The organism is Arthrobacter sp. ISL-85 (assembly GCF_018613675.1).
Taxonomy (GTDB): Bacteria; Actinomycetota; Actinomycetes; order Actinomycetales; family Micrococcaceae; genus Arthrobacter.
Genome location: NZ_JAGGPQ010000024.1, coordinates 151,693 through 171,900, shown reverse-complemented (window position 1 = coordinate 171,900; position 20,208 = coordinate 151,693). Strand labels below are relative to the sequence as shown.

The window sequence follows — 20,208 nt, the reverse complement described above, 5'->3', positions numbered from 1 at the left end:
TGCTTCCGCTGTCAGGCCGCCGCTGCAGGGCGCAGGGAACGCCTTCGGAGAGCCAGGTATGCTCCTACAGCGGCGGCAACGAGCATAGCTACCAGCAGCAGCGCGACTGCGGGGCTGTCCAGCCACGACGACGGCGACACAGCAGCCACCTTCGAGTGCAGCTCCTGCGTTCCCGCCGCGATTCTCGAATTTCCGTCGGCCAGCTTGCCCGCACCATCGGCGAGCTTGCCCGAGCCATCGTCCAGCTTGCCGTTACCGTCCGCCAGCTGTCCTGTTCCGTCAGCCAGCTGGGCGGATCCGGCCTGCAGCTGGCCCGTGCCACTGCTCAGCGCCACGGTGCCGTCCGAGAGCGCCTCGGTTCCGGCCAGCAGGCCCGGATTGGCCGGATCGCCCGCGCCGTTGATTCCCGCGCTGAGCTTGGTGGTGCCGTCCTGCAGGTTGTTTGCGGCGTAGATCAGGCCGGGGCTGTCCGAGTTGCCCGGGACGCCGTCCATTCCTACCCTGATCTTGGCCGTGCCGTCGGCCAGCATGGAGGTTCCCAGAACCACGCCCGGGTTTTGCGGGTCCGTCGCATTGAGCTTTTCGGCCAACGTGGCGAAGCCCGCCTTCAGCCGGCCCGCGCCGTCGTTCACCTGGCCGGCTCCGGTGTTCAAACTGCCGGTTCCGGCCTTAAGCTGCCCGGCGCCGTCGTTCAGCTTCGCGGCTCCCGCGTCAAGCTGCCCCGCCCCTGCGTAGGCCCGCCGGCCACCATCGGCCAGTTTGGCGATCTGGTCCTTGATCACTGCCAGGGGCACCAGGCCCTGGGGCCCGTTCGCCGCCGCTTCAAGCTGGTCCAGCCCCTGGCTGAGCGCAGCGAGCCCGTCGCCCTTTGTGGGATCGTTGCCTGCGCCGGGGTAGCCCTTCAGCTGGGCTGTTCCGTTCTTCAGGGCCGCGGTCCCGGCGCTGAGGCTGGTGGCGCCGGCATCGAGTTGGCCAGCCCCGGCCGCGAGCTGCCCTGTGCCCGCTGCCAGTTGTCCAGCACCATCGGCAAGGTTGTTCGGCGCGTTTCCGGCAGCAGTGGGGGTCAGGGCCGCGGATAGAGCCACGGCACCGGCCTGGAGCTTCCGGGCGCCGTCATCCACTTGGTAAACGCCCGGGACGAGTTTGTTCAGGACGTCATTCTGCAGCTTGGTGGTGCCGGCATGCAGCTTGTCCACCCCCGGCGCCAGCTGGTCCCGGACTCCGGAAAAGATCTTCCCGGCGCCAGCCTGCAGGGCGGCGGCCCCGGTATTCAGCTGGGCACTTCCGTCCTTGACCTTGACGGAGCCGTCCTTCACCTGGACCGCGCCCTTGTTCGCTGCGCCAGCCCCTGCGGCCAGCTGCCCAGACCCGTCCTTGAGTTGTGCCGCGCCTGCAGCGGCCTGCTCGGCGCCGTCCATCAGCTGTGCTGCGCCGTTTGAGATCTGGCCCGTGAGGTAGGTGTAAAACGCTAGGAATAGAACGAGCAACAGGGACAAAGCGATGATCGCGATGGACCGGGGTCTGGGCCTGGCTGCGGCAATGGTTGCTGTGCGGGTTGTCAACGCTGACACTTCCTAACTTTCCGCCGGACGACGCTGCCCGGGTGGCGAAAACCGTGGCTGGTAAGGCGTTCCCATTTTCCTCGTGGGTGCCCCACAGGCGGGGCGAGGGAGTTGTTACTGATGGGTAACTTACTCGAGGGTAACCATATGATCGGGGAGCGGGCAAGGGTTGCTCAAATCGGCCGACGAGGTTGTCCCGCGCTTGCGCAGTCCTCGATTTGTGCGAGCCGGGAGTCTCGGGTAAAGTAATTTCTCGTGCTGAGGCGCACGGAGCAGGGAAAATGCCCTGAAAACCGGCCCGAAAGTGCCAATGGGATATGGTGTAATTGGCAACACTACGGTTTCTGGTACCGTCATTCTAGGTTCGAGTCCTGGTATCCCAGCTCTGGTTTGGAGGCTGTTTACAGCCGCAAAGCAGCAGGTTTCGACTCGGTTTTCCGATTTGAAACCACAGCAAAGTGTGTGAAATACTCACTGAGCTTGAGCAGCGGAAACGCTGCCGGAAGTGCATGGCCCCATCGTATAGCGGCCTAGTACGCTGCCCTCTCACGGCGGTAACGCGGGTTCGAATCCCGCTGGGGTCACCATCGGAAATGGTCCCGGGCAACAGCCCGGGGCCATTTTTGTTTTATCTTCCGCAGCCGCCCCCTGACCCTCCACGGCGTCGCCCAAAAGGCTGCAGAAGGTGATGGCGCGTTGTGCGTCCCGGCTGGCCGCCGCGCCGCGCCGGCGCTCCGGGGAACGCTCAACTGGCATGATGTTGCTGTGACCTCCCACAATGAGCACGGCCGCCCTTCCCAGCCTCCACCGCATGCCCTGGCCGCGGTGTCGCTGCTGGAAGAAATCCGGAGCGGCCTGGATGACGTCACGCTGCCGTTGGCCCTGCCGGGCGCAGACCAGGCCCGCCGCGATGCCTCAGCCGCAAGGGCGCAGCTGGATGACTACATCCTTCCGCGGTACCGCAGCCTTGACGCCCCCTTGCTTGCCGTCGTCGGCGGTTCCACCGGTGCCGGCAAGTCCACCCTCGTGAACGGGCTCGTGGGGCACCCGGTCACCCGCGCCGGCGCCATCCGCCCCACTACCCGCCAGCCCATCCTGCTGCACAATCCCGCTGAAGCAACCTGGTTTGAAGCCCAGCGGGTCCTTCCCGGGCTCAGCAGGATCCGCGGAACCCTCGCGGTCAGTCCCGTGCCCGGGGGCCAGGCGGGGGAGCCGGCCGGCGCCACCGACTCGCTGGTGCTGCTCGCTGATCCGGCAGTTCCTGCAGGCATCGCCATCCTCGACGCGCCCGACGTCGACTCCATCTCCGACCAGAACCGCCTGCTCGCCGGGCAGTTGCTGGCAGCGGCAGACCTCTGGGTGTTTGTCACAACAGCCAACCGGTACGCCGACGCCGTCCCGTGGAAGCTCCTTCTGGACGCCGCCGCCCGGGACATTACGGTGGCCGTGGTGCTGGACCGCGTGCCAGTGGGTGCCGAAGCCGAGGTGAGCCAGGACCTCCGGGGGCTGCTGGACCGCGAGGGGCTGGCAGGAAGCCGCCTGTTCATCATTGCCGAAACGGTCCTGGATCCACATGGCATGCTGCCCGCGGAAGCCGTGGCTGAGCTGCAGGGGTGGCTGGCGTCCCTGGCTTCTGATGCCGCGGGGCGGGCCGACGTGGCGCGCCGGACCTTGAACGGGACAGTCCGCGCTTTGGCCCAGCGCGTTGCGGACCTCGCCGGTTCTGTGAATGAACAGGAACGGGCGGCCGCCCGGCTTGAATCCGACGCCGTGGCGGCATACGGGGATGCGGCCACCCGGATCCTGGACGCCAGCCGTGACGGGGCCCTGCTGCGGGGCGAGGTGCTGGCCCGCTGGCAGGACTTCGTGGGCACCGGTGAATTCTTCCGCGCCCTGGAGCAGAATGTGGGCCGGTTCAGGGACCGCCTGGGGGCCTTCTTCCGGGGTGAACCGGCGCCGGCGGTGCGGGTGGAGGCAGCCATCGAGACCGGCCTGCAGGCTGTCATCATCGACGAAGCAGCCAACGCTGCCGAGGACACAGACCGGCGGTGGCGCTCAGACCCGGCAGGACGGCAGTTGCTGGCTTCGGACGACCTGTCGGGCACGTCGCCCGGATTCGCCGACCGGGCGGCCGCGGAGATCCGGGCCTGGCAGGAAGCGCTGATGGCGCTGATCCGCACCGAAGGCCAGGGGAAACGCACCCAGGCGCGCTGGCTGTCCCTCGGGATTAACGGGCTCGGTGCCGCGCTGATGATCGTGGTCTTCTCCATGACGGCGGGACTGACGGGTCTTGAGATCGGCGTGGCCGGTGGGACCGCCGTCGTAGGCCAGCGCCTGCTGGAGGCGGTGTTCGGGGAGGACGCCGTGCGCCGGATGGCGGACAAGGCACGGGAGGACCTGGCGGCGCGTTGCCAACAGCTGCTGATGGACGAGCAGCAGAAGTTCCTGCAGCGGTTGCCGGCAGGCAATCCAGCCCTGGCCCAAACGCTTGCCGGCCAGGCAAGAGAGCTGGCCCGGCTGGCGGATCGCGCGTGAGCCGCCACAGCGGGGCGCGGGAATCCTCGCGGCTGGACAGCCGGCTCCAGGCTCTCCAGGACGCCCGTGAACTGGGGGAGGGTGTTCTCCCGGACCAGGCGCTGCACGAAGCGTTCGGCGTCCTGGAACGTGCAAGTTCCCGCCGTTCCCTATCGGGCGACCACACGGTGGTGGGTTTCTTCGGGGCAACGGGAAGCGGCAAGTCGTCCCTTTTCAACGCCGTCAGCGGCGCGGAAATCGCGACGGCGGCAGCCCGCCGTCCCACGACCTCGGAACCTTTGGCAGGTGTCTGGGGAGCAGCAGGCAGCGAAGCACTCCTTGACTGGCTCGAGGTGGGGAACCGCCACCACGCAGCCCCGGTGGAGGGCTTCGCCGACGAACAGACCGGGCTGATCCTGCTGGACCTTCCTGATTTCGACTCCACCCGCACCGCCAACCGGGAGATCGTACAGCGAATGGTGGGCATGGTGGACGTCCTGGTCTGGGTGCTGGATCCGCAGAAGTATGCCGATGCGGCCGTCCATAACGGATTCCTGTCGCCACTGGCGTCCCACGGGGCCGTCACGCTCGTGGTCCTGAACCAGGTGGACCGGTTGCCCGCGCACGACGTGAAGCCGGTGCTTGACTCGCTGCACGCAATCCTTGCCGGTGAAGGGCTGGGACAGGTGCGGGTGCTTCCTTCGTCCGCCCTGACCGGGGCGGGGGTTGCTGACGTGCGCGCGGCGATCCGGAAGGTGGCGGTCCAGCGGCAGGCCCTGTCCCGGCGGCTGGAAGCCGATATCACCAGGGCGGCCGGCGACCTGCGGCTTGCGGCCGGTGACGGCGAGGCTGCAGGGATCCGTTCCGCCGACCGGACGCGCCTCGCTGACGAACTGGCCCTTGCGGCAAACGTGCCTGCCGTGGTGCGCGCCGTCGACCAGTCCTACCGCCTCGAATCCGTGCGCCGAACGGGCTGGCCGGTAACCCGCTGGCTCTCCAGGTTCCGTGTTGACCCGTTGCGGCGGCTCAATCTCCGCAGCAGTTCTCCTTCCGGCCTGAACAGGACGTCATTGCCTCCGGCCGGCGCACCGGAACGTGCCCGGACGGACGCGGCCGTCAGGGAATTCGCGGACGCAGCCAGTGCCGGAGCACCTGGCCCCTGGCGGGCGGCGATCCGGGGGGCCGCCAGGGCGGGCCGGGACCGGCTGCCCGATGCACTTGACCAGGCCATTGCCGGAACCGACCTTGGTGCCAACCGCAAGGCGTGGTGGTGGGGTGCGTTCAACGTGGTGCAGTGGCTGGCGCTGCTGACGGTGCTGGGCGGCCTGGGCTGGCTTGGCGTCCTGGCCGGGCTTGCCTACCTGCAGCTGCCGGTGCCGGAGGTGCCGCGCGCGGAGGGGTGGCCCGTGCCCACCCTGATGATCGCCTTTGGCCTGGTGTTGGGGATCTTCCTGGCGCTCACCGGGCGTTTCATTGCAGCCGGGGCTGCCCGGGCGAGGGCAGGCAGGGCACGACGACGGCTCAACAGTTCAGTTGCAGCCGCGGCGCAGGACCTGGTGGTGGAGCCGGTGGAGACGGAGGTCGGCAGGCTGGCGTCCTTCAATGAGGCATTAAAAAAAGCCGGGCACGCTTAGGGCTGGTGGTTAGCCCGCGGCCAGGGCACGCGCGGCGTCGCGGACCTTGATCAGCGTACGCAGGTTGCGGGTGGTGGTTGCGGCCTTGAATTTCGCCTTGGCGCTGATCTTGCTGAAGGGGTTATCCAGGGTTCCACCCACAGGAGCCAGCCAGGCAAGCGCCTCCGGGGACAGCCGCTGCTGGTCCTGGCCTTCCAGGGCTGAGCCGGCCGCCTCCAGTTCGTCCAGGACTGCGGTGTCGGAGGAAATGGTGATGTAGGCGTGGGTGGACTTGTCGTCTTCCGGATAGGGGCAGGCATCCACCAGATCGCCCACCCGGCCGGCGTCCAGGACCACCACCCACGCCTCGTAGCCAAAGGCTGCACGGAGGCACTTTTCGCACTCGTGCTTTACGGCTGCCGCGTCCAGGCTGCTGGAGAGCACCACGTTGCCGCTCGCCAGCAGGGTCTTGGCGTCCGGAAAGCCACACTTCTTCAGTGCGTCCCGAAGGTCCGCCATCTTGATATTGATTCCGCCAACATTGATGCCGCGGAGGAACACCGCATAGCTGCCCATGGGCACAGCCTAGCGGCCCCGGCCGCCGGGCGGGCGGGAGGTCTCAGTCGTTGTTCTTTCGCAGCGCTTCGGTCAGGATGCGTCCTGCGTTGCAGACCACTTCCGCATGCAGGCGTCCCGGCTGGCGGGTCAAGCGTTCGATCGGGCCGGAGATGGAGACGGCGGCGATCACCCTGCCGGACGGACCCCGCACCGGTGCCGAGACTGAGGCAACCCCCGGCTCGCGTTCACCGAGGCTCTGTCCCCAGCCCCGCCGTCGTACGCCTGCCAGGACGGTGGGCGTGAAGCGGGCCGACTGCAGGCCCTCAAGGAGCCGGTCGTGGTCCTCCCACGCGAGCAGGACCTGCGCTGCTGAGCCCGCCTTCATGGACAGCTGGGTGCCTACGGGGATGGTGTCGCGCAGGCCGATGGGGCGCTCGGCGGACGCGACGCACACGCGCCAGTCGCCCTGGCGCCGGAAGATCTGGGCGCTTTCGCCTGTGGCATCGCGCAACTGCATGAGCACGGGGCCGGCGGAAGCGATGAGGCGGTCCTCGCCGGCTGCGGAGGCAAGTTCAACGAGCCTGCTGCCGAGCACGAACCTGCCCTGGATGTCGCGGCTGACCAGCCGGTGGTGGACCAGCGCCAAAGCGAGGCGGTGGACGGTGGGCCGGGCCAGGCCGGTGGCCGCCACAAGCTGCGCCAGCGTCGTGGGCCCTGCCTCCAGGGCATCGAGCACCTGGGCCGCTTTATCAATGACACCGACTCCACTAGAATTGTCCATGTAATGATATTGCCGTCTCATTATCTGAGATGCAAATCTTTCGGGTGGCGCAGCGCGGAGCCCTCCTGATTCAGTTGGACTATTCAGCCAAACAGCAGTGAAGGGAGATGGCCATGGGAAAGACATTGGCCGAGAAGGTCTGGGACGCACACGTGGTGCGCAAAGGTGACGGCGATGGTGCCAACGCCCAGCCCGACCTTCTGTACATCGACCTCCACCTGGTCCATGAAGTCACGTCCCCGCAGGCGTTTGAAGGCCTGCGGCTGGCCGGGCGCAAGCTGCGCCGGCCGGACCTGACCATCGCCACCGAGGACCACAACACGCCCACCCTGGACATTGACAAGCCCATTGCCGATCTCACGAGCCGCACCCAGATCCAGACCCTGCGCAACAACTGTGCGGAGTTCGGGGTCCGGCTGCACAGCCTGGGTGACGCCGAGCAGGGCATTGTCCACGTCGTCGGTCCCCAGTTGGGCCTCACCCAGCCCGGCATGACGGTGGTCTGCGGCGACTCACACACGTCCACCCACGGCGCCTTCGGTGCGCTGGCCATGGGCATCGGCACCTCCGAGGTGGAGCACGTCATGGCCACCCAGACCCTGTCGCTGAAGCCGTTCAAGACCATGGCCATCAACGTGGAGGGCACGCTGCGCCCCGGCGTCACCGCCAAGGACATCATCCTCGCCGTGATCGCGAAAATCGGTACCGGCGGAGGCCAGGGCTACGTGCTGGAATACCGCGGATCGGCCATCCGGGCACTGTCCATGGAAGCGCGGATGACCATCTGCAACATGTCCATCGAAGCCGGCGCCAGGGCAGGCATGGTGGCACCTGACCAGGCCACCTACGACTACATGTTTGGCCGCCCGCATGCGCCCGAGGGCGCTGAGTGGGACGCCGCCGTCGAATACTGGAACACGCTGAAGACCGACGACGACGCTAGCTTTGACGTCCAGGTGGACCTCGACGCCGACGCGCTGGAGCCGTTCGTCACCTGGGGCACCAACCCGGGCCAGGGCGTGTCCCTGTCCCAGACGGTTCCGTCCCCCGAGGACTTTGGTGACGAGAACGCCAAGGCCGCCGCGGAACGTGCCCTGCAGTACATGGGCCTGGAAGCCGGGACGCCCATGAAGGACATCCGCGTGGACACCGTTTTCCTCGGTTCCTGCACCAACTCCCGGATCGAGGACCTGCGCGCGGCCGCGGACATCATCCGCGGCCGCGAAAAGGATCCGCAGGTCCGCATGCTGGTGGTGCCCGGGTCGGCCCGGGTCCGCCTCGAAGCGGAGGCCGAAGGCCTGGACCGTGTGTTCAAGGACTTCGGTGCCGAATGGCGGTTTGCCGGCTGCTCGATGTGCCTGGGCATGAACCCGGACCAGCTGGAGCCGGGGGAGCGGTGCGCCTCCACCTCCAACCGCAACTTCGAAGGACGCCAGGGCAAGGGCGGCCGTACCCACCTGGTCTCGCCAGTGGTGGCGGCAGCCACGGCCGTGCGCGGCACGCTCAGCTCGCCGTCGGACCTTGACCCGGCTCCTGAACCCGCCGCCATCCGCATCGACGCAGCCTAGGACAACACCATGGAAAAGTTCACCAAGCACACCGGCACCGGCGTCCCGCTGCGCCAGAGCAACGTCGACACCGACCAGATCATCCCCGCGGTGTACCTCAAGCGGATCACCCGGACCGGCTTCGAGGACGCCCTGTTCTCGGCATGGCGGAAGGACCCGTCCTTCATCCTGAACCAGGAGCCGTACAACGCGGGTTCGGTGTTGGTGGCCGGCCCCGACTTCGGTACCGGCTCCTCCCGCGAGCATGCGGTCTGGGCGTTGAAGGACTACGGCTTCAAGGCCGTGCTGTCTTCCCGGTTCGCCGATATTTTCCGCGGGAACTCCGGCAAGCAGGGTCTTCTGGCCGCCCAGGTGGCCCAGGACGACATCGAGCTCATCTGGAAGGAACTCGAGAACGCCCCGGGGACCCAGGTCACGGTGGACCTCGAATCCAAGACGGTGGTATGCGGCAACATCGTTGCACCCTTTGAGATCGACGACTACACCCGCTGGCGGCTCCTGGAAGGCCTGGACGATATTGGGCTGACCCTCCAGCACGAGGCCGACATCACGGCCTATGAGGCCACCCGCCCGGCTTTCAAACCCAAGACCCTGCCGGCTAAGATTTCCTAGCTCCGGTGCGCCGTCCGGCGGCGGGTGCGGGCCCCGCCACGCCCCGCCGCCGGTGCCCGCTTATTTCGGTTCGGTAACGCGACCTCCTATGCTTGGTTGGAGCCTTTGCAAGGTTTTGGGGGCTAGTGATCGTGAGGAAACCGGTATATGAGTAGTGTTCTGACAATCCGCGGCGGTGTCCCGCTGACAGGCCGCGTCAGCGTCCGGGGGGCAAAGAACCTTGTCCCCAAGGCAATGGTGGCGGCGTTGCTGGGCAACGAACCGTCGGTGCTGCGGAACGTGCCGGAAATCAAGGACGTGGAGGTCGTCACCTCCCTGCTGCAGCTGCACGGCGTGACCGTGGACAAAGACCCGGTCAGCGGTGACCTGACCCTCGATCCCAAGGCTGCAAAGACGGCGTCGAGCACTGCCATCGATGCCCACGCCGGCGACTCGCGTATTCCCATCCTGCTGTGCGGGCCGCTGATCCACGCGATCGGCGAAGCCTTCATCCCGGATCTTGGCGGCTGCAAGATCGGCGACCGGCCCATCGACTACCACCTGGACGTCCTGCGCCAGTTCGGCGCGGTCGTGGAAAAACGCCCCGGCGGCATCCACATTTCGGCGCCCAAGGGACTGCACGGCGCCAAGATTTCGCTCCCGTACCCGTCGGTGGGGGCCACCGAGCAGGTCCTGCTGAGCGCCACGCGCGCGGAAGGCATCACGGAGCTTTCCGGTGCTGCCACCGAACCGGAAATCATCGACCTCATCGCCGTGCTGCAGAAGATGGGCGCCATCATCAGCGTCCAGACGGACCGCACCATCCGCATCGAGGGCGTCCGCGACCTGGGCGGCTACAACCACCGTGCCCTCTCGGACCGCAACGAGTCGGCCTCCTGGGCATCGGCTGCGCTGGTGACCCGCGGCGACATCTTCGTTGAGGGCGCCTCCCAGCGCGACATGATGACCTTCCTGAACACCTACCGCAAAGTTGGTGGCGGTATGGATATCGGCGAGGACGGGATCCGGTTCTACCACAAGGGCGGAAAGCTGAACCCCCTGGTCCTCGAAACGGACGTCCACCCCGGCTTCATGACCGACTGGCAGCAGCCGCTGGTGGTGGCACTGACCCAGGCCGAAGGCGTCTCGATCGTCCACGAAACGGTGTATGAAAACCGCTTCGGCTTCACGGACGCGCTTATTCGGATGGGGGCCAGTATCCAGGTGCACAGGGAGTGCCTGGGCAGCGTTCCGTGCCGGTTCGGCCAGCGGAACTTCCTGCACTCAGCGGTAATTTCCGGACCCACCCAGCTCAAGGGAACCGATATCGACGTCCCTGACCTGCGCGGCGGGTTCAGCCACCTGATTGCCGCCCTGGCCGCCACCGGAACCTCCCGGGTCACCGGGATCGACATCATCAACCGCGGCTACGAACGCTTTACCGAGAAGCTTGCCGGCCTCGGTGCCGATTTCGACATCACCACCACGAAGTAGAGCGGGACTGTGAAGGAATCTGCCAAGAGCAGGGCCACATTTGTGTTCATCGCCGCCATTGCCCGGCCGCTGCTGAACCTCATGATGTCCAAGACGTGGGAAGGCACGAAGAAACTTCCCGCCGGCGGCTTCATCGCCGCGCCCAACCACTGCACCGAGATCGATCCCCTGGTGGTGGGGCACATGCTCTACAACCAGAAGCGGGCCCCGCACTTCCTGGCGAAGGCCGGGCTGTTCAAGGTTCCCGGCCTGGGCCCGCTCCTGCGCGCCACCAAGCAGGTGCCGGTGGAGCGTTCGACGACGGGAGCGAACCGGTCGCTGCAGGTGGCCCAGGAGATCGTGGCTGAGGGTGGTGCAATCATCATCTACCCCGAAGGCACCCTGACGCGTGATCCGGACCTGTGGCCGATGAAGGGGCACACGGGCGCAGCCCGGCTGGCCCTTGAGGGGGACATCCCGGTGGTTCCCATCGCCCACTGGGGCGCGCACGAAGTCTTTCCCAGGTATGGCAAGACATTCCACCTGTTCCCGCGGAAACGGTCGCGCGTCGTCGTGGGCGATCCGGTGGACTTGAGCGCCTTCCGGGGCCGTCCCTTGGACAAGGCCACGCTGACGGAGGCCACCGAACTGATCATGGACGCCATCACGGCACTCCTGGCGGATCTGCGTGGTGAGCAGCCTCCCGCGCAGCGCTGGGATCCCGCCAAACAGCAGCAGGCCAAGCACGGGCGCTTCGTGGAACGCGGACAGCAGCCGGGCACCGGAACGGAAGCTTCGTGACCGCTGACCGAAAGCCGGGAGCGGCCCGTACGGTGGCCGTCCTCGGCGCAGGATCATGGGGGACAACGTTCGCAAAGATCCTGGCGGATGCCGCCACCGCCACCGGTACCCCGCGAGCCATCAAGCTGTGGGGCAGGCGCGCCGAAGTGGTGGAGGAGATCAACACCAGGCACCGCAACAGCGACTACCTCAAGGACATCGTCCTGCCGGAGGCCATCACAGCGTCCACCGACATCCGGGAGGTCCTGGCAGGAGCAGAACTCGTGGTGGTGGCCGTTCCGGCCCAGTCACTGCGCCCCCAACTGCGGGAGTGGAAGGACATGATTGCCCCCGGGGCCGTCGTCGTCTCACTCATGAAAGGCCTGGAGCTGGGGACGGACGCGCGGATGAGCGAGGTTATCGGCCAGGAGCTGGACCTGCCCATGGAACGCATCGCGGTCGTCTCCGGACCCAACCTGGCCATGGAAATTGCGCGCGGGGAGCCTACCGCGTCAGTGGTGGCCTGCACCGACTCGGCGACGGCGGGCTGGCTCGCCAGGAGCTGCACCGCCCCCTACTTCCGGCCATACACCACAGCGGATGTTGTCGGCGTCGAAATTGGCGGCATCGTCAAGAACGTGATCGCCCTGGCCGTTGGCATCTGTGAGGGCAAGCAGATGGGGGACAACACCAAGGCCTCGGTGATAACCCGGGGGCTGGCGGAAACATCGCGCCTGGCGCTGGCATTGGGCGGCGACGCGAAGACCATGGCCGGGCTCGCCGGACTTGGCGACCTCGTGGCAACCTGCTCTTCCCCGTTGTCCCGGAACCACACTGCCGGCCGGCTGCTGGGCCAGGGCCTGACGCTGGAGGAGGTGGGCCGGAAGATGACCCAGACCGCCGAAGGCATCAAATCCGGCCAGGCTGTGCATGAACTTGCCGGTAAGCTCGGCGTCGAGATGCCCATCACTGCCGCCGTCGTGGCGGTGCTGGCAGGCAAGCTGTCCGTTGACCAACTGGGGCCGGTTCTGCTGTCCCGGGAATTGAAACCTGAAGGCGATTACTGAAAATGTCCCAAGACGAACCCACCACAGGTCAAACGGCCACCACCAGGAAGCCGCGCGTGGCAGTGCTCTTCGGCGGCCGCTCCAGCGAGCACGCCGTGAGCTGCGTAACGGCGGCAGGTGTGCTGGGTGCCATCAACAAGGACAAATACGAGGTCATTCCCATCGGGATTGCCAAGACCGGCCAGTGGGTCCTTGCCCCAGCTGATACCGGCCAGTGGTCACTTTCGGCATCGTCCCTCCCGGAGGTCGTGCCTTCGCCGCAGACGGTCACCCTGGCTGAAATCGGCGGGGAACACCAGCTGATCGTGGCAGCGCCCAACCAGGTTCCGCAGGAACTGGGCACCGTTGACGTGGTCTTTCCGCTGCTGCATGGCCCCTTTGGGGAGGACGGCACCATCCAGGGGCTGCTCGAGCTTTCCGACACCCGCTACGTGGGCGCCGGAGTCCTGGCGTCCGCCGTCGGCATGGACAAGCACTATATGAAGGTGGTCTTCGAAGCCGCCGGGCTGCATGTTGGCCCGTATGTGGCCGTGTCCGACCGGCAGTGGCGCAAGGACCCCGAAGCTGTGCGGAAACAGGTGGACCGGCTGGGGTTCCCCGTGTTCGTCAAGCCGGCCCGGGCAGGTTCCTCCATGGGCATCTCGAAAGTCGACTCCCTCGAGGAGCTGGACGCCGCCATCGAGGAAGCCCGCCGCCATGACCTCAAACTTGTGATCGAAGCCGGAATCATCGGCCGCGAAATCGAGTGCGCTGTCCTGGAAGGCAGGGGAACGGATGCGCCGCGGACATCGATGCCCGGCGAAATCTCCGTATCGGGGGGAACCCACGAGTTCTACGACTTCAATGCCAAGTACGTGGAGGATGACGCCGCAGCCCTGAGCTGCCCTGCCAACATCCCGGCGGAAGCGATCTCACGGGTCCGGGAGCTGGCTGCCGCCGCTTTTGACGCAGTTGGTGCCGAGGGACTGAGCCGCGTGGACTTCTTCTACACCCCCGAGGGCGAGTTGATCATCAATGAGATCAACACCATGCCCGGCTTCACGCCCAAGAGCATGTATCCGCAGATGTGGGCAGCCTCAGGACTGGGCTACGCCGACCTGATCGACGAGCTGATCTACCTGGCACTGAACCGCAGCACCGGCCTCCGCTGATCCCCACCACGGTGCCGGAACCTGCCGCTGCTACTGGCTTTGCGGCAGGTTCTGCAAGTCCTCCTGGCCCACGCAGTTTCGTGACGACGGCACCTTGGCCGCTGCTGCTGCCAGATCCGCCAGCACTGTCGCGGAGCTGATCTTGTCCGGATCCATGAGAATCTCCGTGGCCGGTTCACGTCCGTAGGTAGTCAGCGTCCACACCGGGTCGCCCTCTTTGATGACCCAGTCGACGCCGTTAACGGTGACGCAGCGGTCCGTCGTCGGCCCGGGGACGTTGACGCCGCAGCGAAGGATAACCACGGAGGGATCGCCCCAGGCTGCGGTGGCTTGGCTGTTGGTCTTTCGCAACCGCGAATCACCAATGGCATCCGGCAGGGCCACCATCATCGGTGCGCAGGCCGGGTTGGCGGCATCCTTGGCAGCTGTGACGTCCACCGTGGGGGAGCAGGCAGTCAAGGACAGGGCGGCGATCCCGCCAACCATCGCCATCCTGGCGGCACGGGCGGACAGGGGCAGCTGGGGATGGTGCATGGTTCCAGCCTATCGCCGCCGCCGTCCCCGTCCGGACACAATGTCGGCCGCTCGCGGTAGCGTAGTGGCGTGCCTGAAGACCTGCGTAACCGCGTTGACCGCCAGCCCACCGTGGCCGGACTTTCCGAAGCCGACCTGCTGGCACGGATCTTTCCGCGCCTGCGTATGGAAGGTGGCCACGCCGCAAGCACCCTGCTCGGGCCGGGAGACGACGCCGCCATCGTTTCGGCCCCGGACGGAAAGACCGTCATCAGCATCGACACCCAGGTCCAGGACCAGGATTTCCGGCTCCTGTGGCCCAACGGCTACCGCACCACCGGATTCGATGTCGGCTGGAAGGCCGCAGCACAGAACCTCAGCGACATCAACGCCATGGGCGCGCAGGCAACATCCATGGTGGTCAGCCTCACCCTCCCCGTTGACACGCCGGTGCGCTGGGTGGAGGACCTGGCGGACGGGCTGACGGCCGGAATCCGGGAACTCGGGGCAGTCCACTGTTCCGTGGCGGGCGGCGACCTTGGCCGGGGCCGGGAAATTTCGGTGACCGCGGCGGTCCTGGGAACCCTCGACGGCGGCCGACCGGTGCTCCGGTCCGGTGCCCGGCCGGGGGACATCCTCGCGCTGGCCGGAACGGTTGGCCATGCGGCGGCGGGCCTGGCCCTGCTCGAATCGGGCGTTGCCCTGGACACCCTTACCCCCGCAGAGCATGCCTTCATCGACCTTCAGTGCCGCCCGCGGCCCCCGTTGGAAGCGGGGCCTGACGCCCGGGCCGCGGGCGCCACCGCAATGCTTGATATTTCGGACGGACTTTTGCGCGACGGGAAGCGGCTTGCCACCGCCAGCAAGGTGAACGTCGCCCTCGATCCAGCGATGCTTACCCGGTTGGCGGACGTCCTGGCCCCCGCTGCGGGACGGCTGGGAGCGGATGCCGCACAGTGGGTGCTCGGCGGCGGTGAGGACCACGGGCTGCTGGCCACATTCCCTGCGGACGTTCAGCTGCCACGCGGATTCACTGCGCTAGGCTCGATACATGCACTCGGTACCGACGAAGGCCCGGGTGTCCTGATAGCTGGCCGGGCCGCGGACACCGGGGGATGGGATCACTTTGCACACTAAAGTTGCCGCCAACGCGCTGGCGATGAGGAGGTGGCTGGGCAAGGCTGAAACTGCCCTGGGTAACCACAGCGACCGGCTCAACGCCATCAACATCTTCCCGGTGGCCGACGGCGATACCGGCACTAACCTCTACCTCACGGTCCGCGCCGCCGCACGTTCGCTGGTGTTGGATCCAGACCAGCCGGCGCCAGTCGACGTCGGGGAAGTCCTTTCCATTGCAGGGCAGGCAGCCATGGAAGAGGCCAGGGGAAATTCCGGCACCCTGTTTTCGGTATTCCTGTGTGCTGCGGCTGAACCGCTGGCCGGACATACCCGCTTGACGTCCACGCTCCTGTCGGCGGCCCTGAACCGCGCGCAGATCCGCGCCTGGTCGGCCCTGAGTGATCCCGTTCCGGGAACCATGCTTTCAGTCATGGAGGCTGCCGCCCGTGCCGCTGCGGCCGTCGACGCGGGCCAGGACGGCGATGACAGCAACCATGCCCTGGGCCTTGCGCTGGACGCAGCGGTGGAGGGAGCCCTGGCGGCAGTAATCCACACCGAGGAGCAGCTCGATGCGCTTCAGTCCGCCCGGGTGGTGGATGCGGGCGGGGTGGGGATGCTGCTGATCCTCGACTGCCTCCGCTCGGCCGTCATGGGGGAGGAATTGCAGGGTGAGCTCCTTGATGGGCTGCACGGCTACGACGTCTCCGATCCCCACATCCATACCTCCATGCCGGACGACGACGGCGTGGAAGTCATGTGCACCATCAACCTTTCGCCCCTGAACGCCGCCACCCTCCGGCAGCGGCTGGATGAGATTGGTGAGTCAGTCATCATGAGCCAGGTGGGCAACGGGCCGGACGCTGAAGGCAACTACCGGTGGCGGGTGCACGTGCACGTGCCGGACGCCGCCCCGGCGGTAGAAATCATCCGGTCGCTGGGCGAACCTTCCCAGATCAGCATCAGCGAACTGGCGCTGCCCCGGGACCCGGATACGGATGCGGTGAACACCGGCGGGCATGAACGCTGAGCTGGAGCTGGCCCTGGAGCGGCGGATCGGGAAGCGTTCGGCGGCGGTCATTGAGAAACATCTCGGCATCACCACTGTGGAAGGCCTCCTCAACTATTTCCCGCGCCGCTACATGAGCCGCGGTGAATTGACGCCCATCACGGAGCTGCCGCTGGACGAGGAAGTCACCCTCATTGCCCGCGTTCTATCCAGCAGCACCCGCCACATGCAGGCACGGCGGGGAACCATCACCGACGTCATTGTTTCCGACGACGACGGGCAGCAGGGGCTGCGGCTGGTGGGTGGCCGGGATTACACCGGCAAAGTTCCCGGCACCCTCAAAATCAGCTTCTTCAACGGGTTCAAGGCGAAAAACGAACTCCTGCAGGGACGCCGCGCCTTGTTTTCGGGCAGGGTTACCAGCTTCAAGGGAAAGCTTGGCCTCACCAACCCGGACTTCCAGCTCCTGGACGAAGACCCGTTCAGCGACGGCGGGCAGGACCCCGAAAAACTCGCGGCCATGCCCATTCCGGTCTATCCGGCCACGGCCAAGCTGCCCAGCTGGAAGATCCATAAGGTGGTCTCCACGCTGCTCGAGACCTCGGACCTTGGCTCGGTGCCGGACCCGGTTCCTCCGGCGGTCGCAGCGAGGGAAAGCTTCCTGCCCGTGGCGAACGCCTACCGCCTCATACACATGCCTGAAACCGCTGGCGACTGGAAGCGTGCACGCGACCGGTTCCGTTACCAGGAAGCCCTGGTGCTGCAGTCAGCACTCGCCCGGCGCCGGGCCCAGCTCGCCGCGGAGGAAGCCACCGCACGGCGCCCCCTCAGCGAAGGCATCCTTGCCGCCTTCGACCAAAACCTGCCGTTCACGCTCACGGCAGGCCAGGCCGCCGTCGGCAAGACCCTCGCCGCGGAACTGGCGCAGGACACGCCCATGAACCGGCTGCTGCAGGGCGAAGTAGGCTCCGGAAAGACCGTCGTGGCGCTGCGGGCCATGTTGCAGGTGGTGGACGCCGGCGGCCAGGCCGCGCTCCTGGCCCCTACTGAAGTGCTCGCCGCCCAGCACTACGACTCCATCCGCAGGACCCTTGGTCCCCTCTCCAGCGACGGGCTCCTGGGCGGCCTGGCCGGGGGTGACGGGCCTTCCGTCCAGGTCACGCTGCTGACCGGGTCCATGCTCACGGCCGCCCGGAAGCAAGCCATGCTGGATGCCGCCGCCGGGACGGCAGGGATCATCATCGGCACCCATGCCTTGCTCAGCGACAACGTCTCTTTCTATGACCTTGGCCTGATCGTGGTGGACGAACAGCACCGCTTCGGCGTGGAACAGCGCGATGCCCTGCGGGCCAAGGCCCGGAAGCCGCCGCACCTGCTGGTCATGACCGCCACGCCGATTCCCCGCACCGTGGCAATGACGGTGTTCGGTGACCTCGAGACCTCCACCCTTGATGAACTGCCCAAGGGGCGGGCGCCAATCACCACGCATCTCGTTGGCCTCGCGGAAAATCCAGCCTGGGCAGCACGGATCTGGGCGCGGGCCAGGGAGGAGATCGACGCGGGCCACCAGGTTTATGTTGTCTGTCCCAAGATTGGAACGGACGACGACGGCGACTTCAGTCCGGGGGAGGCCGCGCCACCGGGCGTGGAGACGGAGGAGGCCCGGGAGCTGGCGTCCGTCACCGCCGTCGTGGACCATCTACTCACCGAGCCCTCGCTCACCGGGGTCCCGCTGGCTCCCCTCCACGGGCGCCAGGAACCCGATGTGAAAACGGACACCATGGCGGGGTTTACCGCCAACCGCATCAAGCTGCTCGTCTCCACCACCGTCATAGAGGTGGGGGTGGACGTCCACAACGCCACCCTGATGGTCATCCTGGACGCCGACAGGTTCGGGATCTCCCAGCTGCACCAGCTCCGCGGCCGTGTCGGCCGCGGCGGCCTGCCCGGGACCTGCCTGCTGGTCACCGCCCTCGAGCCCGGCCACCCAAGCCGGCGGCGGCTGGAAGCCGTGGCCGCAACCACGGATGGTTTTGTCCTGTCGCAGGAGGACCTCAAGCTGCGGCGCGAGGGCGATATCCTCGGTGCGTCCCAGTCCGGCGGCCGGTCCACCTTGAAGCTGCTGCGGGTCCTTGAACACGAGGACGTGATAGCCCGGGCGCGGGAAGACGCCCAGGTGATCGTTGGCGGGGACCCGCTGCTGTCGGGCCACCCCGAACTGGCCGATGCGATCGAGAAGTACCTCAACCCCGAGAAGGAGGCGTTCCTTGAACGCGGTTAGCAACGAAAGCGCACTGGTCGCTGCTGGGTCGCGGTGGGCGCCATGACGAGGATCATCGCCGGTGCGGCGGGTGGCACCCCGCTCGCGGCGGTCCCGGGATCGTTGACCAGGCCCACCACGGACCGGGTGAAGGAAGCGCTGTTCTCCCGCCTCGATGCGTTTGACGTGATTTCCGGCGCACGGGTTCTGGACCTGTATGCCGGTTCGGGCGCCCTGGGGGTGGAAAGCGGCAGCAGGGGAGCGCGGTCGGTGGACCTGGTCGAGTCGGACGCCAAGGCCAGCGCCGTGTGCCAGCGCAACGCCGACCTCATTAATGGAGTGCTGGGCCGCAAAATCGTCACCGTGCACCGCTCAAAGGTAGAGCCCTTCCTGGACCGCGCCGCTGAAACGGCCGCCTGGGATCTGGTGTTCCTGGATCCGCCGTACCCGCTGGAGGGTGGGGCGCTTTCCGCCGTGCTGCAGAAGCTTGCCGCGCACCTGGCCCCCGGTGCCGTGGTGGTGGTGGAACGGTCGTCGCGCTCCCCGGAACCAGGATGGCCGGACGGGATGACGAGGTTCGCCGAGAAGAAGTATGGGGAGACCCGGCTGTGGTTCGCGGAACCGTTCGTGCCCGACGCGATTGCGGCCGATGACGTGGCTGACGTTGACGGGTCCGGGGTGGGTGGAGCCGAGGCTGCCAGTCCCGGTTCCCCGGGCGCCTAGGGCGTGTCTCCTAATTCGGCGGCGAACTTATTGAAATGCTTGAGGGGTGTCTCGTACTTCTGTCTTGAGTGATGATCAGTGGTCCCGGATTGAGCCATTGCTGCCCAGCTCCGATGGTCGCCGTGGTCGACCATTTAGGGGCCACCGGCAAGTTGTGGAGGGCATTATCTACCGGTATCGCTGTGGCGTGGCCTGGCGGGATCTGCCGGCGGAGTTTGGTCCGTGGCAGACGATTTGGAAGAGGCACCGTCGGTTTGCCGCCGATGGAACCTGGGATCGAATTCACGCCAGGCTCCTGGCAGAGGCTGATGCCGCAGGTCAGATCGACTGGATGGTGTCGGTGGACTCGACCATCAACCGGGCCCACCAGCACGGGACGAACCTTCCCCGGACCACAGGGGGAACTCCCGAATTACAAGAAACTGTTTGCTGAACCGTCCGACCACGCCATTGGCCGGTCACGGGGCGGACTGAGCACAAAAATTCATCACGCCTGCGACGGCAGAGGTCGTCCGCTGGCCATGATGGTCGGCCCAGGACAGGCCGGCGACTCTCCGATGTTTCCGGTCGTGATGGACGCACTGCGAGTTCCGCGCCTTGGCGGCGGCCCTGCCAGAACCCGTCCGGACGCCGTGTTGGGCGACAAAGCGTATTCGTCCCGGGCGAACCGATCGATGCTGCGGAACCGAAAGATCAAGACCGTCATTCCTGAACCGTCCGACCAGAAGGGGCACCGCAAACGCCGCGGTTCACGGGGCGGCCGCCCCGTGAACTTCGACTCCAACACCTACAAAGGCCGCAACACCGTTGAAAGATCCTTCAGCCTCTTCAAGCAATGGCGCGCCATCGCAACCCGCTACGACAAACTCGCGCTGACCTACCGCGCAGGGGTCGTTCTCTATGCCGTTGTCATCTGGCTACGGCAATAA

General features: G+C 66.7%; 17 protein-coding genes and 2 tRNA genes. 15 read left to right on the top strand and 4 right to left on the bottom strand.

The genetic code is table 11. From position 1 onward, the window contains the following. Positions 1 to 11: 11 nt before the first annotated feature. Positions 12 to 1,571 carry a hypothetical protein gene (locus J7I84_RS18035; RefSeq protein WP_311381162.1) on the bottom strand — a complete coding sequence of 520 codons (1,560 nt, stop codon included), beginning with the start codon at positions 1,569 to 1,571 and terminating at the stop codon, positions 12 to 14. A gap of 302 nt (positions 1,572 to 1,873) precedes the next feature. Between J7I84_RS18035 and J7I84_RS18030 the strand changes: the two genes are divergently transcribed. From J7I84_RS18030 to J7I84_RS18015, 4 genes are all read left to right on the top strand, one after another. Continuing rightward, positions 1,874 to 1,945, top strand: a tRNA-Gln gene (locus J7I84_RS18030). 128 nt (positions 1,946 to 2,073) lie between these two features. Next, a tRNA-Glu gene (locus J7I84_RS18025) sits at positions 2,074 to 2,149 on the top strand. A 178-nt stretch (positions 2,150 to 2,327) separates the two neighbouring features. Next, positions 2,328 to 4,097, top strand: coding sequence for a dynamin family protein (locus J7I84_RS18020; protein ID WP_214945897.1), 1,770 nt, complete (start codon positions 2,328 to 2,330; stop codon positions 4,095 to 4,097). Further along, positions 4,094 to 5,710 (top strand): GTPase, encoded by a 1,617-nt coding sequence (locus tag J7I84_RS18015; RefSeq protein ID WP_214945896.1) that lies wholly within the window; start codon positions 4,094 to 4,096, stop codon positions 5,708 to 5,710. Before J7I84_RS18020 ends, J7I84_RS18015 begins: the two co-directional genes overlap by 4 nt. A gap of 9 nt (positions 5,711 to 5,719) precedes the next feature. Here J7I84_RS18015 and J7I84_RS18010 read toward each other — a convergent pair whose 3' ends face one another. Continuing rightward, entirely contained in the window at positions 5,720 to 6,265 is a 546-nt protein-coding gene (locus J7I84_RS18010) for a DUF1697 domain-containing protein (protein WP_214945895.1), read from the bottom strand. Positions 6,266 to 6,308: 43 nt separating this feature from the next. After that, the gene (locus J7I84_RS18005) at positions 6,309 to 7,028 is read right to left on the bottom strand and encodes an IclR family transcriptional regulator (RefSeq protein ID WP_009356552.1); all 720 of its coding nucleotides are present in this window, start codon (positions 7,026 to 7,028) and stop codon (positions 6,309 to 6,311) included. Positions 7,029 to 7,141: 113 nt separating this feature from the next. Between J7I84_RS18005 and leuC the strand changes: the two genes are divergently transcribed. The 6 genes from leuC to J7I84_RS17975 all read left to right on the top strand — a co-directional run bounded on the left by leuC (position 7,142) and on the right by J7I84_RS17975 (position 13,658). After that, positions 7,142 to 8,596, top strand: coding sequence for a 3-isopropylmalate dehydratase large subunit (gene leuC / locus J7I84_RS18000; protein ID WP_214945894.1), 1,455 nt, complete (start codon positions 7,142 to 7,144; stop codon positions 8,594 to 8,596). A gap of 9 nt (positions 8,597 to 8,605) precedes the next feature. Then, positions 8,606 to 9,208, top strand: coding sequence for a 3-isopropylmalate dehydratase small subunit (leuD, locus tag J7I84_RS17995; protein ID WP_214945893.1), 603 nt, complete (start codon positions 8,606 to 8,608; stop codon positions 9,206 to 9,208). A 147-nt stretch (positions 9,209 to 9,355) separates the two neighbouring features. Further along, the gene (gene murA / locus J7I84_RS17990; protein ID WP_214945892.1) at positions 9,356 to 10,681 is read left to right on the top strand and encodes a UDP-N-acetylglucosamine 1-carboxyvinyltransferase; all 1,326 of its coding nucleotides are present in this window, start codon (positions 9,356 to 9,358) and stop codon (positions 10,679 to 10,681) included. Positions 10,682 to 10,690: 9 nt separating this feature from the next. Next, positions 10,691 to 11,461 carry a 1-acyl-sn-glycerol-3-phosphate acyltransferase gene (locus tag J7I84_RS17985; protein ID WP_214945891.1) on the top strand — a complete coding sequence of 257 codons (771 nt, stop codon included), beginning with the start codon at positions 10,691 to 10,693 and terminating at the stop codon, positions 11,459 to 11,461. After that, on the top strand, positions 11,458 to 12,507 hold the full coding sequence (locus J7I84_RS17980; protein WP_214945890.1) for an NAD(P)H-dependent glycerol-3-phosphate dehydrogenase: 1,050 nt from the start codon (positions 11,458 to 11,460) through the stop codon (positions 12,505 to 12,507). The genes J7I84_RS17985 and J7I84_RS17980 overlap by 4 nt, the downstream gene beginning before the upstream one ends. Before the next feature lie 2 nt (positions 12,508 to 12,509). Next, on the top strand, positions 12,510 to 13,658 hold the full coding sequence (locus J7I84_RS17975) for a D-alanine--D-alanine ligase family protein (RefSeq protein WP_214945889.1): 1,149 nt from the start codon (positions 12,510 to 12,512) through the stop codon (positions 13,656 to 13,658). A 30-nt stretch (positions 13,659 to 13,688) separates the two neighbouring features. Here J7I84_RS17975 and J7I84_RS17970 read toward each other — a convergent pair whose 3' ends face one another. Continuing rightward, positions 13,689 to 14,192, bottom strand: coding sequence for a DUF3515 domain-containing protein (locus tag J7I84_RS17970; RefSeq protein ID WP_214945888.1), 504 nt, complete (start codon positions 14,190 to 14,192; stop codon positions 13,689 to 13,691). A 69-nt stretch (positions 14,193 to 14,261) separates the two neighbouring features. Between J7I84_RS17970 and thiL the strand changes: the two genes are divergently transcribed. The 5 genes from thiL to J7I84_RS17945 all read left to right on the top strand — a co-directional run bounded on the left by thiL (position 14,262) and on the right by J7I84_RS17945 (position 20,208). Continuing rightward, complete coding sequence (thiL, locus tag J7I84_RS17965) at positions 14,262 to 15,308, top strand: thiamine-phosphate kinase (RefSeq protein ID WP_214945887.1); 1,047 nt, start codon at positions 14,262 to 14,264, stop codon at positions 15,306 to 15,308. 22 nt (positions 15,309 to 15,330) lie between these two features. Next, positions 15,331 to 16,317 carry a DAK2 domain-containing protein gene (locus J7I84_RS17960; protein ID WP_214945935.1) on the top strand — a complete coding sequence of 329 codons (987 nt, stop codon included), beginning with the start codon at positions 15,331 to 15,333 and terminating at the stop codon, positions 16,315 to 16,317. Further along, positions 16,307 to 18,577, top strand: coding sequence for an ATP-dependent DNA helicase RecG (locus J7I84_RS17955; RefSeq protein ID WP_214945886.1), 2,271 nt, complete (start codon positions 16,307 to 16,309; stop codon positions 18,575 to 18,577). The genes J7I84_RS17960 and J7I84_RS17955 overlap by 11 nt, the downstream gene beginning before the upstream one ends. A gap of 42 nt (positions 18,578 to 18,619) precedes the next feature. Further along, entirely contained in the window at positions 18,620 to 19,279 is a 660-nt protein-coding gene (rsmD, locus tag J7I84_RS17950) for a 16S rRNA (guanine(966)-N(2))-methyltransferase RsmD (protein WP_214945885.1), read from the top strand. A gap of 46 nt (positions 19,280 to 19,325) precedes the next feature. After that, a protein-coding gene (locus J7I84_RS17945) for an IS5 family transposase (protein WP_396020082.1) occupies positions 19,326 to 20,208 on the top strand; the annotation gives its coding sequence in 2 pieces (ribosomal slippage) (positions 19,326 to 19,685 and positions 19,687 to 20,208; 882 coding nt in all).

Bases quoted from the DNA above. Each gene is read 5' to 3' on its own strand.
- J7I84_RS18010 (WP_214945895.1), bottom strand. From the start codon at position 6,265: ATGGGCAGCTATGCGGTGTTCCTCCGCGGCATCAATGTTGGCGGAATC.
- J7I84_RS18005 (WP_009356552.1), bottom strand. From the start codon at position 7,028: ATGGACAATTCTAGTGGAGTCGGTGTCATTGATAAAGCGGCCCAGGTG.
- leuC (WP_214945894.1), top strand. From the start codon at position 7,142: ATGGGAAAGACATTGGCCGAGAAGGTCTGGGACGCACACGTGGTGCGC.
- leuD (WP_214945893.1), top strand. From the start codon at position 8,606: ATGGAAAAGTTCACCAAGCACACCGGCACCGGCGTCCCGCTGCGCCAG.
- murA (WP_214945892.1), top strand. From the start codon at position 9,356: ATGAGTAGTGTTCTGACAATCCGCGGCGGTGTCCCGCTGACAGGCCGC.
- J7I84_RS17975 (WP_214945889.1), top strand. From the start codon at position 12,510: ATGTCCCAAGACGAACCCACCACAGGTCAAACGGCCACCACCAGGAAG.
- J7I84_RS17970 (WP_214945888.1), bottom strand. From the start codon at position 14,192: ATGCACCATCCCCAGCTGCCCCTGTCCGCCCGTGCCGCCAGGATGGCG.
- J7I84_RS17960 (WP_214945935.1), top strand. From the start codon at position 15,331: ATGAGGAGGTGGCTGGGCAAGGCTGAAACTGCCCTGGGTAACCACAGC.
- J7I84_RS17955 (WP_214945886.1), top strand. From the start codon at position 16,307: ATGAACGCTGAGCTGGAGCTGGCCCTGGAGCGGCGGATCGGGAAGCGT.
- rsmD (WP_214945885.1), top strand. From the start codon at position 18,620: ATGACGAGGATCATCGCCGGTGCGGCGGGTGGCACCCCGCTCGCGGCG.